The organism is Kitasatospora sp. NPDC087861 (assembly GCF_044742585.1).
Classification (GTDB): Bacteria; Actinomycetota; Actinomycetes; order Streptomycetales; family Streptomycetaceae; genus Kitasatospora.
The window spans coordinates 424,822-437,620 of record NZ_JBIUUS010000002.1 but is presented as its reverse complement, the minus strand read 5'-3'; the positions used below and the strand labels follow the sequence as shown (position 1 = coordinate 437,620).

The following is a 12,799-nucleotide window of genomic DNA, read 5'->3' as shown; positions in this document are numbered from 1 at the left end:
AGCACATGCACGACGACACGGTGTCCGAAATCGGCTGGAGCAGCGCGGACTTGGAGGCGCGCCGGGAGCTGTGGTCGCTCGCGCTCGACGAGGGGGAGCGGCGGCTGCTCTGGGCGGACGCGCGGGCCGAGCGCTGGGGCGCGGCCGAGCCGGTCCGGGCGAAGCTGCGCGCGTTCGTCCACGGCAGCACCGGCTCCGTCGGCGTCACCCACGTCGGCGGGCTGGTCGATCCGACCGCCCCGGAGGCGGACGTCACGGCCGCCCTGTCCTTCCTGCTGCGGGACTTCGGCGAGATCGTCCCGCAGAACGGGCGCGGCGACCTCACCCAGGTGCTGAGCGACCAGGACGGCGACGGCAACACCGAACTCGGCTTCCACTGCGACACCTGCGACCTGCTCGTCCTGCTCTGCCTGCAACCCGCTTTCCACGGCGGCGGGTTGACCAAGCTGGCGAGCGCTCGGCACGTCTACGACCTGATCGGGCGGGAGCGGCCGGACGCCCTCGCCACCCTCACCGAGGACTGGACCTTCGACCGGACCGGAAGGGCCGGGCCCCAGGTCGTGGTCTCCCCGATCCTCTACACCCAGAAGGACGGGACCATCGCCTGCTACTACCAGACCCGCACCGTCCGTTCGTCCCCCGACCGCGGCGGCCCGCCGCTGACGGACCGTCAGTGGGAGGCGCTCGGCGTACTCGACGAGGTGCTCTACCGGTCCGAGATCGCCTTCGGCCTGCCGATGGCCGCCGGAGACCTGCTGATCATCCGCAACAGTCGTGTCCTGCACGGGCGTTCCGCCTACGTGGACGAGCCCGGGCCGAACTCCCGGCGGATGCTGCGGATCTGGATGAACACGGGGGAGGAGCTGTGACCGCGCAGGCGCAGGCGCAGGCGTCGGTACCGCCGCACGGCCGGATCGCCATCGTCACCGGCGGCGGCAGCGGCCTCGGCCGGGCCGCCGCGCTGGCCCTGCTCGACGCCGGCTGGTCCGTCGCCCTGGCCGGGCGGCGCAAGGACGCCCTGCAGGAGACCGTCGTCCTCGCGGGCGTCGACCCGGCCCGGGTGCTGGCCGTCCCGACCGACATCCGCGACCCGGAGGAGGTCGCCGCCCTGTTCGACGCCGTCCGCGACCGGTTCGGCCGGGTGGACCTGCTGTTCAACAACGCCGGCGCCGCCGCCCCGCGCCGGCCGATCACCGAGACCCCGTTCGAGGACTGGAACCGGGTCCTGGACACCATCGTCACCGGCGGCTTCCTCTGCGCGCGCGAGGCCTTCCGGGTGATGAGCACCCAGTCCCCGCAGGGCGGGCGCATCATCAACAACGGCGCACCGTCCGCGCACGTGCCCCGGCCCAACTCCGTCGCGTACACGGCCGCCAAGCACGCCGTCCTCGGCCTCACCCGGGTGCTGTCCCTGGACGGCCGCGCGTACGGCATCGCGGTCGGCCAGATCGACGTCGGCAACGTCGCCCCGGTCGACGGCAGCCCGCAGCCGGCCGCGATGCAGGCGGACGGCACGATGGCGGTGGAGGCGACCATCCCGGTGGAGCGCTTCACCGAGGCGGTCGTGCTGATGGCCTCGATGCCGCCGGACACCAACGTCCAATTCCTGACCGTCCTGCCGACCACCATGCCGTACCTCGGGAGGGGCTGAACCATGCTGGTCAGCGCCCGATCCTTCGACGAGTACCGCGCGATGTTCGCGCTCACCGACCGCGACCTCGACCAGCGCATCCTGGACTGCCCCGGCGGGGCCGCGAGCTTCACCGCCGAGGCGGGCCGGCGCGGGGTCGACACGGTCGCCGTCGACCCCGAGTACGCCCACCACCGGGAGCAACTCGGCGTCCTGGCCGAGCGGGAGGTCCGGCACAAGCACGCGGACCTGGTGCGGGAGGCGCCGAACCACGTCTGGACGTGGTTCGGCGACCCCGAGCGCTACACCCGCCTGCGGACCGCCTCCGCCCGCGACTTCACCGCCGACATCGCCGCCCGCCCGGACCGCTACGTGGCCGGCTCACTGCCGCACCTGCCCTTCGCGACGCGCTCCTTCGACCTGGTGCTCAGCTCGCACCTGCTGTTCTCCTACGGCGCGCGGCTGGACGAGGACTTTCACCTGGCCGCGCTGTTCGAGCTGGCCCGGGTGGCCCGCCGGGAGGTCCGGCTGTTCCCGGTGCTGCTGCACAGCGGCACCACCCGCTACGGCCCGCTGGAACGCGTCCGGGAGCGGCTGGCGGGCGACGGCGTGCCGAGCCGACTGGAGCGGGTGGCCTACGAGTTCCAGCCGGGGGGCGACGAGATGCTCGTCCTGTCGTGCGCCGGGTACCGGCCGCCGGTGCGGACCGGGCCGCCGGGCCCCGGCGATCCGGTGGCGGGCGTCGTCGACCCGGTGCGGTGGCGGCACCGGGAGGGAGCCTAGTGCTGTGACCGTGACCGCAGCCTGACCAACTGCGAACCGCAGCCCCCGAGCGCCGAAGGGGGCAAGTTCAGGAGAAGGACAGCGACAGAAGGATGACTCAGGAGGCGGACGGCTCGATCTCCCCCGCAAAGACGATGACCTGGTCGATGAGGCTCCGCCGCAGATGGACGACGTCCGTTCCCGCCAGGCGGGGGCCTCCATCCGGCGTGGTGAAGACCCACTGGTACCGGGCCCACTCGTCAGGCATGTCCACCGCTGAGCAGCGCATCATCGTGCCGGTCCCCGCCGGGTGGCGCCGGATGTCCAGCACGAACCGCTCGACCGCCGCGATTCCTTCGCTGCGGCCCAACGGCCCCCAGAAGACCACGTCTGAGGTCAGGGCCTGGGAGAGCAGGGCAGTCACATAGCTGTCGTCCGAGGCGTTGAAAGCGGAGATGAACGTGTCGATCGCGGAGCGTGCGGTCTCTTCCTGCATGCTCCAGTAATACCAGCCGTTTCGCGTGCGCTCGTCCCGCGAGCCGCCTTCCGATCACGGTGAACCATCCCGGTCACAGCACTAGGCATCGGTCGACCTGTGCGTCGGGGGCCGTGGTCGGCGGCCCCCGGCGCACCGGTCGACTGCCCGCGTCACCGTGCGAGCTGGGCGACGATCTTCAGCGCGCAGTCCAGCGACTCGGCACGCGAGGTGTCCACCTCCAGGTCGTAGCGCACGCCCTGATGGACCGGTTCCGCCTGCGACTCGGCCATCCCCCGGATCCGGTCCCCCCGGGCGAGCTCACGGCCGGCCGCGACCTCCGCCGGGCACCGGACCCCGACCCACAGCACCTCCAGGCCCGCGAGCGCCTGCTCCCAGCGTCGTTGGGACTCCGCCCGGCCGAGGAAGACCTCGTCGACGATCACCCGTGCGCCCGCCCGTGCCATGGCCGCCACCCCCGCGATCCACGCCGCCTCCAGCGCCCGGAACCGCGTCCCAACGCTCACCCCGCCGTCGGCCGCGAATCCGATGCCCCCGTCCGACTCCCGCATGGACGCGGGCATCGCCTCGATCAGCGTGTCGACCCCGACCGCCAACCAGGGCTCCGGCAGCACTCCCTGCAGGCACCGGGAGATCCCGGACTTGCCCGAGCTGGAACCACCGTTCAACACGATCACCTGGGTCGCCATTTCGTCACCGTAGTCACCCCCGGCGCCATGCCCCAAGCGGATTACGGGAGTTCGGGCCGCCGGGCGGCGCTGCGGGGTGGGGCGGGTACGGAGGGCCCGCCTGCGGCCTGCGTCGTCATGACGACGGCGTGATCACTCGTGCGGGGGAAAAGCGATGGTTGCGCTTTTAACAGTCGCGGTGGTTGGCCACACTGGTCATTTCCGACCGGCCGACCGGCCGGAGACGGTGAGCGAGGGGGAGCATGGGCACAGGCATGTCCGTACTGCAGTGCGCGTGGCCGGGTGCGGGCGGCCGGCGCGGTACGAGCACTCGTCCTCGGGTCGGTCCGACCCGCCCGCGTGCTCATCCACTGGACGGCGACGGCCGCCCGCCACCGTACGGAGTCCCCGCGCTGATCCCCCGAGGGCCCGGCGCGCCCACCCTGCCCGGGCACCCGGTGCCGTTCCTGCGCGACGTGCCGACCGGAGCCGCCGGGTGAGCACGGCCCTCGTCCTCGGCGGCGGCCTGGCCGGGACGCTCGCGGCCGCTGCCCTGGCACCGCACGCCCGGAACGTCACCGTCCTCGAACAGGACGTCCTGCCCCGCCTGCCCGGCCCGCGCCGGGGCCTGCCGCAGGGCGAGTTCAGCCACATCCTGCTCGGCGGCGGCGCCGACGCCATCGAGGCCCTCCTGCCGGGCAGCCTCGACGCCCTGCTCGCCGCCGGCGCCCACCGCCGTTCGATCCCGGCCGGCCTGCTGATGCGCCTCGGGCCGGGCTGGCTCCAGGACTTCGACTCGCCGGCCTACCTGATCTCGTGCAGCCGGCACCTGCTCGACCACGTCATCCGCCGGCGGCTGCGCGAACAGGCCGCCGTGACGGTGCGCGAGGGCACCCGCGTCCTCGGCCTGGCGGGGGATCCGGGCCGGATCGCCGGGGTCCACGTCGAGAACCCGGACGGATCGCGCGAGACCCTGCCGGCCGACCTGGTCGTGGACGCGACCGGCCGCCGCTCCAGCGCCCCCGAGTGGCTGCGCGCGCTGGGCTTCGACGGGCTTCGTGAGGAGACGGTGGACGCCGGACTCGCCTACGCCGCCCGGGTGTTCGAGACGCCCGGCGGCAATGACGGGTTCCCGGTGGTGAGCATCGTGCCCGCCCCGTGGCGGGGCCGGCCGGGGCGGGGTGCCACCATCATCCCGATCGAGGACGGCCGCTGGATCGTCACGCTCTCCGGCACCCGGGGCAGCGAACCCGCCCGGAGCGAACGCGGGTTCCAGGACTTCCTGAAGGTGCTGGACCACCCGGTCGTCCACGACCTCGCCCGCGCCGCCCGCCCGCTCGGCCCGATCCGCACCTGCCACGGGATGCTCAACCGCCGCCGCCGCTACGAGGTCTACGAGGGCGGCCCGCCGATCGGGTTCGCCGCCACCGGCGACGCGGTGGCGGCGCTGAACCCGGTGTACGGGCACGGCATGTCGGTCGCCGCCCAGTGCGCCGTCGCGATCCGTGCGGTCCTCGGCGCCGAAGGCCTGCACCCCGGCGTGAGCGTCCCGATCCAGCGCCGGATCGCCCGGGTCGTGGATGCCCCCTGGCACATGGCCAGGGACCAGGACCAGGGCTTCCCGGACGTGCGGTCGAGCCGCCCCGCCACCGCCGGCAAGCCCGCCGGCGTGTTCACCCGCTGGTACACCCGCCGGCTGCTCGGCGCGGCCCTCACCGACCCCGCCGTCTCGGCCGCCTACTTCGAGGTGTTCTCCCTCGCCGCCCCGCCCGCCCGGCTGACCAGACCCGCCGTGGCGCTCGCCGCGCTCCGCCCCCGGCGGGCCGCCCCGCCCACCGCGGACCAGGCGATCGCCCGCTTCCCGGAGGTGGCCGCACTGGCCGGACCGTACTGACCGGACCGTACCGGCCGGACCGCACTGGCCGGACCGTACCGGCCGGGCGGCGTTCCTTCGAGGAGCCGGGGCGAGCGGTCCCGGTGCCCCACCGGCGCGCCGCCACGGGGCGGGCGCCCCGAACGGCGGCGACTACGCGGGGCTCGGGCGCCCGGTTTCCGCGAGGCCGTCGTCGGCACTGCCGCTGCTGCCGCCGCTGCTGCCGTTGCCGGGGGCCACGTCCGGGCCGGATTCCGGGGCGGGCGCGTCGAGGTCGGCGAGCATGCCCTTGGTGAAGCCGAAGAAGTACGTCGCCAGGAAGCCCGCCGCGTAGCCCGTCACTAGGCCGGCGGCGTAGACGGCCGCGTTCACCGTGAAGCCGTGCGAGCCGGCCAGCAGGGGGAACAGGGCCCAGCCGGAGGGGCCGATGGCGGTCGAGCCGATGGCGGTGCCGAGCTGGCCCAGCAGTCCGACGACGGCCCCGCCGCAGGCGCCGCCGAGGCAGGCCGTGACGAACGGGCGGCCGAGCGGCAGCGAGACACCGTAGATCAGCGGCTCGCCGACGCCCAGGAAACCGGCGGGCAGCGCGGACCTGATGGTCGCCCGGATCGACGGGTTGTGGCGCAGTCGCACGTACACGGCCACGGCACAGCCGACCTGTCCGGCCCCGGCCATGGCGAGGATCGGCAGCAGCACGGTGGAGCCCTGCTGGGCGATCAGGGTGGTGTGGATCGGGATCAGTGCCTGGTGCAGGCCGAGCATGACCAGCGGGAGGAACAGGCCGCCGAGTACCAGCCCGGCGAAGGCGCCGCCGTGGGCCAGCAACCAGGTGGCCAGGTCGCCGATCGCGGTGGAGACCTCCCCGGCGAGGAACATCAGGCCGAACAGGGTGACCAGTCCGGTGACGAGGACGGTGACCGTCGGGGTGAGCAGGACGTCCAGGGCGTCGGGCATCGCCCGCCGGGTCCACCGCTCCACCTGGACCGCCAGCAGCGCGGCGCCGAGCGCTCCGATCACACCGCCCTGGCCGGGCGCGAGGTGGTGCCCGAAGGCCTCCACCTTGGAGACCCCGGCGTAGACGATCACGCAGGCCACGGCGCCGCCGAGGACCGGTGTGCCGCCGAACTCCTTCGCCGTGTTGTAGCCGACGAAGACGGCGAGCAGGGACATGAACCCCGAGGAGATCGCGGTGAGGGCCGGGACCAGCGCGGGAGCCCAACCGAGGTTGGTGAGCGCGCCGTTGATGCCCGCCACGATGCCGCAGCCGATCAGGGCGGGGATCAGCGGCACGAAGACGTTCGCGACCCGGCGGAGCAGCAGTTTGACCGGGGTCGCGTTCCTGGCGCCGGCCTCCGCCCTGAGCTCCGCGCCGCGCCGGGCGAGGTCCTCGGCGCTGGTGGCGGCGTCGGCACGCGGGGGCTCCTGCGCGACGAGCCGGTGGAGTTCGGGCGTGACCCGGGCGACGGTGCCCGGGCCCAGGACGATCTGGTACGTGTCGTCGTCGACGACGCCGAGCACGGCGGGCAGGGCCCGGAGCGCGTCCTCGTCCACCAGGGAACGGTCGTTCAGGCCGAGCCGCATCCGGGTCATGCAGTGGGCGACGGAGTGGATGTTGGCGGCGCCCCCGACGAGGGGGAGGATGGCTCGGGCGGTGGCGCGGTCCTTCTCGTTCGACATGACGGGCCTCCGGGATGCTCGGGGAGTCGGGGGATCAGACCTGCTGGAGCGCGTCGCGCAGACGGCCGTCGGCGTGGTCGAGCAGCCGGGCGGCGGTCGGGCCGTCGACCGCGCCCAGGATCACCAGGATGGCGTTCTTGACCTCCCCGCCGGTCGCGGCGAGGGCCTGGCCCACGGCCGCGTCGTCGGCGCCGGTGGCGAGGGCGACGATGCGGCGGCTCCGGGCCCGGAGCTTGTCGTTGGTGGCCCGCAGGTCGACCATCAGGTTGCCGAAGGTCTTGCCCAGCCTGATCATCACCACCGTGGAGAGCATGTTCAGCACCAGCTTCTGCGCCGTCCCGGACTTGAGCCGGGTGGAGCCGGTGAGGAACTCCGGCCCGACCGCCACCTCGATCGCGATCTCCGCCGCGTGCCCGAGGGCCGAGCCCGGGTTGCAGGCCAGGGCGATGGTCATGGCGCCGGCGCGGCGGGCGGTCTCGACCGCGCCGATCGCGTACGGCGTCCGTCCCGACGCGGAGATCCCGACCACCGCGTCGGCGGCGGTGAGACCGATGCGTGCCAGGTCCTGCGCCGCGAGCTCGGGCCGGTCCTCCGCGCCCTCGACCGCCGTCACCACCGCGTCCGGTCCGCCGGCGATCAGCCCGATCACCTGGCCTTGCGGGCTGTTGAAGGTCGGCGGGCACTCGCTGGCGTCCAGGACGCCCAGCCGCCCCGCCGAACCGGCCCCGGCGTAGACCAGCCGGCCGCCCCGGCCGATCCGTTCCGCGACGGCGTCGACCGCCGCCGCCAGTTCGGGCAGACACCGGCCCACCGCCGCCGCCACCCCCTGATCCTCGGCGTTCATCAGGCGCAGGACCTCAAGGGTCGGCAGCCGGTCCACCTCGGCGAGGTCCGCGCGGTGGCGCTCCGTCATGAGGCTGTCCAACTGGGAGAGCAGATCGATGTGCTGATCGTTCATCGGGTGGGTCTCCTTCGGCTGACGGCACCGGCGCCGGTGCCGGGTGGGGAGTAGCCCGAACGTATCGGCTCGGCAGCCGTTCGTCGCCCAAGCTGCCCCACAGGTACAGGGTCGGGGCGGTGATCCGCCCGGCCTCGACGGCGAGCACGCCGGCGGGGGCGCGGTACCAGTTGAGCGTCGCGGTCAGCGCGCGGGGCCTGCGGCAGGCCCGCAATCCGTCAACGGCCGTGCGGCCTCCGACGCGGGGATCACCCCAGATCAGCCGACCCGAACCGAAACATGGAGGCTGACGTGTCCAGGCTCATCGTTCCGCACGAATGTGCTGGCGGTGATCGCTCACAGGTGGTGGACTGGCCGGCGGTGCTCGCCGATTGGGCGCGGGCACCGCCAATGTGTCTACGTGCAAGGAGCATTCATGGCCCGCCCGTTTCGTTTCGGCGTCACTCTGCTCACCCCGGCGGCGAGCGGCCAGTGGCGCGAGAAGTGCCGCACGGCGGAGATGCTCGGCTACGACGTGATCACGGTCGCCGACCACCTGAACAGGCCCGCGCCGTTCCCCGCCCTGGTCGCCGCGGCCGATGCCACCGAGAGACCCCGGCTCGGCACGTACGTGCTCGACTCGGGCTTCTGGAACCCGACGCTGCTCGCCCGCGAGGTCGCCACCACGGACCAGCTCACCGGCGGCCGCCTTGAGCTGGGGCTCGGCACCGGCTATTTGAAGTGGGAGCACGATGCGGCGGGCCTGCCCTTCGGCACGCCCGGCGAGCGCGTGACCCATCTCCAGCGCACGATCGATGAGTTGGACCGTCTGTACGGCTTGGACGACTTCGTGCCGCAGCCGCTGCAGCGGCCTCGCCCGCCGCTCCTGATCGGCGGCAACGGAGACCGCGTCCTGAAGCTGACCGCCCGGCACGCCGAGATCGCCTCGTTCACCGGAGGGCGCGCGGACCCGACCGGCAAGCCGATCATGCTCACAGCCGCGCAGCTGGAGGAACGCGTCGCCGCGTACCAGCGCTTCGCCGCCGACCGCGCCGAGCCGGCCGAGCTGAACCTCCTGATCTACACGGTCGTGGTCACCGACAACCGCCGGGCCGCCCTGCGGCCATCCCTCGACACCATGCCGTACCTCACCATCCCGGACCTCACCGAGGACGAGGCCCTTGAGCTGCCGACCTCCCTCATAGGCACGGTACGGCAGATGGCCGACCAGCTGCGCGCGCAGCGGGAGCGGTACGGCTTCACGTACATCACCGTCGTGGAGCCCGCGATGGAGGCCTTCGCCCCGGTCATCGAGGAGCTGCGCGGCGAGTGAGCGCCGCCGCGCTCCACCTGGCCCGTGCCCACGCGGGACGGAGCGGCCGCACCGGACCGGCAGGTGCACCGGGTGCCGGTGGGGCCCGGGCCCCGTAGGCTGGCCGGGGCCGTCCGGGTGCGGGCGGGCTCAGTGCGGGGGCGACGAAACCGGCTTCGGGAGGTCTGTTCCATGCGCGCGGTGACCTACGACTCCTACGCACCGGACAACTCCCGGCTGCGCTACGGGGAGACGGCCGATCCCAAGCTCGGACCGGGGCAGGTACTGGTCCGGGTGCGGGCGGCCGGCGTCAACCCGGTCGACTGGAAGGTGATGGCGGGCGGTCTGGACGCCATGATGGAGACGGTCTTTCCGGTCGTCCCCGGCTGGGACGTGGCCGGGGTGGTCACCCGCACCGGCCCCGACACCCCCGAGTTCGCGGTCGGGGACGAGGTGCTGGCGTACGCCCGCAAGGACGTGGTGCAGGGCGGGACCTTCGCCGAGTACGTCGCGGTCGACGCCTCCGCGGTGGCGCGCAAGCCGGCCGGGCTGGACTGGGCCCGGGCCGGGGGGCTGCCGTTGGCGGGGCTGACCGCGCTGCGCAGTCTCGACCGGCTGGCGGTGGGCCCGCAGGACGTCCTGCTCGTGCACGGCGCGGCCGGTGGTGTGGGAAGTCTCGCCGTCCAGCTCGGGCGGGAGCGGGGTGCCCGGGTGATCGGCACCGCCTCCGAACGCAACCACGCCTTCGTGCGGGCGCTGGGCGGTGAACCGGTGACGTACGGGCCGGGCCTGCCCGAGCGGGTCCGGGAGCTGGTGCCCGGCGGAGTGTCGGCCGTGGCCGACTTCGTCGGCGGGCAGCTGGAGACGACGCTGGCGGTGCTGGCGCCGGGCGGTCGGCACGTCTCGGTGGCGGATCCGACGGTCGAACAGCACGGCGGCCACTGGATCTGGGTCCGCCCGGACGGTGCGAAGCTGGCCGAGCTGGCGGCGCTGGTCGACCGGGGCGCGCTCGGCGTGGAGGTCGCGGGGACGTATCCGCTGGAGAAGACGGGGGAGGCCTTCGAGGCCAGCCGTACCGGTCACGTCCGCGGGAAGCTCGTGATCATGCCCTGACCCGGGCGGCCCCGGGCGGGTACCCGGGCGGCACCAGCGAGATCCCGGGCGCCCGGCCCGCGCGGCGGGCCGGGCGCAGTGTCCTCAACTCCCGCCCGTCAGGCGCCCATCAGGCGGTACATGCCGACCGAGTCGTGCGCGGCGGTGTCCGCGAAGCCGAACTTCTCGTAGAGGTGGCGCGCGGGGCCGTCCGCGATCAGCGAGACGTAGGCGGTGGCGGGCGCCCGGCGGTCGAGTTCCTCGGTGAGCGCGGCCATGATCCGCTTGCCGAGGCCGCGGCCCTGATGTGCGGGGTGCACGCAGATGTCGACGATCTGGAACGCGACGCCGCCGTCGCCGATGATCCGCCCCATGCCGATGGGCTCGCCCTCGTGGTGGAGGACCACGCCGTACCAGGTGTTGGGGAGGGCGAGCGCGACCGCCTCGGGTGCCCGGTCGGAGAGGCCGGCGTCGGTGCGCAGGCGGCGGAAGACCTCGGTGGTGGGTACACCCGCACGCAGCTCGTAAGGGCCGTTATCGCTATTCATGTATTACACCCTACCTGTCGGACGCTTCCCCGTCTTCGGGGAGTTCGGCCGGGTCCGCGTCGTCGGGGCGGTCGAGGAGGCCGGTGCGGGTGGCGATGACGGCGGCCTGGAAGCGGCTTTCGGCGCCGAGGCGTTCGAGGATGTCGGCGACGCGACGGCGGACGGTGCGCAGGGACAGGCCCAGGCGGCGGGCGATCGTCTCGTCCTTGAGGCCGGAGGCGAGCAGTCTCAGCAGCGTGGCGTCGATGTCGCGGGCGGCCTGTCCCAGGCCTTCGGCGCCGAGGGCGGTGGGGTCCTGGAAGACGGTGGCGTGGGTCCAGGTCTGTTCGAAGATGCCGCGGAGGTAGGCGATGAGATGGGGTTCCCGGACGACGACGGCGCCCCAGGTGGTGGAGTCGGTGGGCAGGAACGCGACGGTGTCGTCGAAGACGATGAGGCGGCCGAAGAGTTCGTGGGCGGTCCGGTACTCGCCGCCCAGCGCGGTGGCGGCGGCGACGTAGACCTGGGTGGGGCCGTGGAAGCGGACCGAGTGCTGCTGCAGGGAGCGCATGCGGATGCCGCGTTCGAGCAGGGCGCGGTCGCGGGCCAGGGCCGGTTCGAGGTTGGCGGGGTTGCGGGAGACGTCGCCGGGCTGGCAGGCGATGACCTCGTAGCGGCAGCGGGCGGCCTCCTCCTCCAGCAGTGCGTTGACCGCCGTGATGTCGGGCAGCACCGTCACCGCGTCCGGGGCGGCGTCGGGGACGCCGGGGTGGGTGAGGCGGGTGAAGCGCTGGATGTCCTCGCGCAGGGCGGCCAGGCGCTGCTGATGGGCGGCGGTCTCGGCGGCGATGCGGGCCTCGACCTCGGCGGCGAGGCCCGTGAGGGCGGTGCGCGGGGACAGGGCGCGGCCCTGCTGGGGATCGGCCGGATCGAAGAGGACCAGGTGCCGTTCGGCCAGCCGGGCCAGTGCCGAGCGGGCTGCCTGCGGGTCGATGCCGAGGGCGCGGGCGAGGTCGTCGGGATCCAGCCGGCCGTGCGCGCGGACGTGGTCGTAGACCTGCCAGTCGACCGCGTCGTTTCCGTTGGGCCCCCCCGGGCCCGGCGGAAGCGCGGCGCATCCACCGCCTCGTGTGGACGGCGCCGGTTCCTCCGGCCCCGGCACACCGAGATTGTCCGTCATATCCGCTTCGGACACTTCCTCCCCCTGTCTCCTAGTGTCCTGACACTTTAATGACGGGCATCGTGCCTGGTCGCCGGAGGGTGCGCGGGGAAAGAATCCTGGCATCGACATGACCGCACCACCCCTTGTCGGTCCTGCCTTCGCTCCTTCTCCACACCTATGACTTCAAGGAGCTCGTTGTGAACCGTCTTCTCCGCGCCGTCGCCGGCGCCGTCACGGCCCTGACCGCTCTGTGTGCTCTCGCGGCAACCGCCGTCACCGGCGATCCGACGGGCCTCGCGCCGGTGGGCGCCCCGGGGTCGTCAACGGCCGCCCTCTCCCGGTCGGACGGCCCCGTCATCAGCGTCTTCAACACGTCCTGGGGCGATTGCCGCATCGGCCCTTCCAACCCGTGCGACGGCCGCACCGGCATGTAGCGGCACCCCCGGGTAGCGCTACCACCCTGATCGAAGGCCCGCCGGCCACTGCCGGGAGCCTGCCGAAGGCCCGTCCTCCGTCCGAACTCCTGACGTCGATTCCGACCAGATCCATTCGAACGAGCCCCACCGCTCGACGCAGGCGACCGGGACGCTCCGCGCCCGCGCTCCTGGCCGGTGGACCGGTGCTGACACGCCCGTTGACGCGGCGCCGACCTCCTGTGGATCA

13 protein-coding genes are annotated in these 12,799 nt (G+C 73.5%); 7 read left to right on the top strand and 6 right to left on the bottom strand.

Annotated features, from left to right (window positions below):
- Positions 1-5: 5 nt before the first annotated feature.
- From ACIOJE_RS04635 to ACIOJE_RS04625, 3 genes are read left to right on the top strand one after another with little or no spacing between them, the layout of a single operon-like run.
- Complete coding sequence (locus tag ACIOJE_RS04635; protein WP_280682540.1) at positions 6-869, top strand: TauD/TfdA family dioxygenase; 864 nt, start codon at positions 6-8, stop codon at positions 867-869.
- The gene (locus tag ACIOJE_RS04630; protein WP_400773283.1) at positions 866-1,651 is read left to right on the top strand and encodes an SDR family oxidoreductase; all 786 of its coding nucleotides are present in this window, start codon (positions 866-868) and stop codon (positions 1,649-1,651) included. The genes ACIOJE_RS04635 and ACIOJE_RS04630 overlap by 4 nt, the downstream gene beginning before the upstream one ends.
- Positions 1,652-1,654: 3 nt before the next feature.
- Positions 1,655-2,413, top strand: a complete 759-nt coding sequence (locus ACIOJE_RS04625; protein WP_400773281.1) for a hypothetical protein — start codon at positions 1,655-1,657, stop codon at positions 2,411-2,413.
- 97 nt (positions 2,414-2,510) lie between these two features.
- Here ACIOJE_RS04625 and ACIOJE_RS04620 read toward each other — a convergent pair whose 3' ends face one another.
- A complete protein-coding gene (locus ACIOJE_RS04620; RefSeq protein ID WP_280682535.1) occupies positions 2,511-2,888 on the bottom strand; it encodes a nuclear transport factor 2 family protein in 378 nt (125 codons plus the stop codon).
- Between the two features lie 152 nt (positions 2,889-3,040).
- Positions 3,041-3,577 carry a chloramphenicol phosphotransferase CPT gene (cpt, locus tag ACIOJE_RS04615; protein WP_400773278.1) on the bottom strand — a complete coding sequence of 179 codons (537 nt, stop codon included), beginning with the start codon at positions 3,575-3,577 and terminating at the stop codon, positions 3,041-3,043.
- A gap of 475 nt (positions 3,578-4,052) precedes the next feature.
- Here cpt and ACIOJE_RS04610 point away from each other — a divergent pair, with 475 nt between their 5' ends.
- Positions 4,053-5,450, top strand: coding sequence for an NAD(P)/FAD-dependent oxidoreductase (locus tag ACIOJE_RS04610; RefSeq protein WP_280682533.1), 1,398 nt, complete (start codon positions 4,053-4,055; stop codon positions 5,448-5,450).
- Positions 5,451-5,582: 132 nt separating this feature from the next.
- Here the strand turns inward: ACIOJE_RS04610 and ACIOJE_RS04605 are convergent, their stop codons facing one another.
- Both ACIOJE_RS04605 and murQ read right to left on the bottom strand, forming a co-directional pair.
- Positions 5,583-7,106, bottom strand: a complete 1,524-nt coding sequence (locus ACIOJE_RS04605) for a PTS transporter subunit EIIC (protein ID WP_280682531.1) — start codon at positions 7,104-7,106, stop codon at positions 5,583-5,585.
- Positions 7,107-7,140: 34 nt separating this feature from the next.
- On the bottom strand, positions 7,141-8,064 hold the full coding sequence (gene murQ / locus ACIOJE_RS04600; protein ID WP_280682529.1) for an N-acetylmuramic acid 6-phosphate etherase: 924 nt from the start codon (positions 8,062-8,064) through the stop codon (positions 7,141-7,143).
- Between the two features lie 415 nt (positions 8,065-8,479).
- Here murQ and ACIOJE_RS04595 point away from each other — a divergent pair, with 415 nt between their 5' ends.
- Together ACIOJE_RS04595 and ACIOJE_RS04590 are read left to right on the top strand one after the other, a co-directional pair.
- Entirely contained in the window at positions 8,480-9,376 is an 897-nt protein-coding gene (locus ACIOJE_RS04595) for a TIGR03621 family F420-dependent LLM class oxidoreductase (protein ID WP_280682527.1), read from the top strand.
- 171 nt (positions 9,377-9,547) lie between these two features.
- A complete protein-coding gene (locus ACIOJE_RS04590; RefSeq protein WP_400773276.1) occupies positions 9,548-10,468 on the top strand; it encodes an NADP-dependent oxidoreductase in 921 nt (306 codons plus the stop codon).
- Between the two features lie 98 nt (positions 10,469-10,566).
- Here ACIOJE_RS04590 and ACIOJE_RS04585 read toward each other — a convergent pair whose 3' ends face one another.
- Both ACIOJE_RS04585 and ACIOJE_RS04580 read right to left on the bottom strand, forming a co-directional pair.
- Positions 10,567-10,995 (bottom strand): GNAT family N-acetyltransferase, encoded by a 429-nt coding sequence (locus tag ACIOJE_RS04585; RefSeq protein WP_400773274.1) that lies wholly within the window; start codon positions 10,993-10,995, stop codon positions 10,567-10,569.
- A gap of 10 nt (positions 10,996-11,005) precedes the next feature.
- Positions 11,006-12,154, bottom strand: coding sequence for a response regulator transcription factor (locus tag ACIOJE_RS04580; protein WP_400773272.1), 1,149 nt, complete (start codon positions 12,152-12,154; stop codon positions 11,006-11,008).
- A 179-nt stretch (positions 12,155-12,333) separates the two neighbouring features.
- Here ACIOJE_RS04580 and ACIOJE_RS04575 point away from each other — a divergent pair, with 179 nt between their 5' ends.
- Positions 12,334-12,570 carry a hypothetical protein gene (locus tag ACIOJE_RS04575; RefSeq protein WP_280682520.1) on the top strand — a complete coding sequence of 79 codons (237 nt, stop codon included), beginning with the start codon at positions 12,334-12,336 and terminating at the stop codon, positions 12,568-12,570.
- The last annotated feature ends 229 nt before the right edge of the window (positions 12,571-12,799 follow it).

Excerpts from the sequence above, each read along its gene's own strand:
- ACIOJE_RS04635 (WP_280682540.1), top strand. The coding sequence starts at position 6 with ATGCACGACGACACGGTGTCCGAAATCGGCTGGAGCAGCGCGGACTTG.
- ACIOJE_RS04625 (WP_400773281.1), top strand. The coding sequence starts at position 1,655 with ATGCTGGTCAGCGCCCGATCCTTCGACGAGTACCGCGCGATGTTCGCG.
- ACIOJE_RS04620 (WP_280682535.1), bottom strand. The coding sequence starts at position 2,888 with ATGCAGGAAGAGACCGCACGCTCCGCGATCGACACGTTCATCTCCGCT.
- cpt (WP_400773278.1), bottom strand. The coding sequence starts at position 3,577 with ATGGCGACCCAGGTGATCGTGTTGAACGGTGGTTCCAGCTCGGGCAAG.
- ACIOJE_RS04605 (WP_280682531.1), bottom strand. The coding sequence starts at position 7,106 with ATGTCGAACGAGAAGGACCGCGCCACCGCCCGAGCCATCCTCCCCCTC.
- murQ (WP_280682529.1), bottom strand. The coding sequence starts at position 8,064 with ATGAACGATCAGCACATCGATCTGCTCTCCCAGTTGGACAGCCTCATG.
- ACIOJE_RS04595 (WP_280682527.1), top strand. The coding sequence starts at position 8,480 with ATGGCCCGCCCGTTTCGTTTCGGCGTCACTCTGCTCACCCCGGCGGCG.
- ACIOJE_RS04590 (WP_400773276.1), top strand. The coding sequence starts at position 9,548 with ATGCGCGCGGTGACCTACGACTCCTACGCACCGGACAACTCCCGGCTG.
- ACIOJE_RS04585 (WP_400773274.1), bottom strand. The coding sequence starts at position 10,995 with ATGAATAGCGATAACGGCCCTTACGAGCTGCGTGCGGGTGTACCCACC.
- ACIOJE_RS04580 (WP_400773272.1), bottom strand. The coding sequence starts at position 12,154 with ATGACGGACAATCTCGGTGTGCCGGGGCCGGAGGAACCGGCGCCGTCC.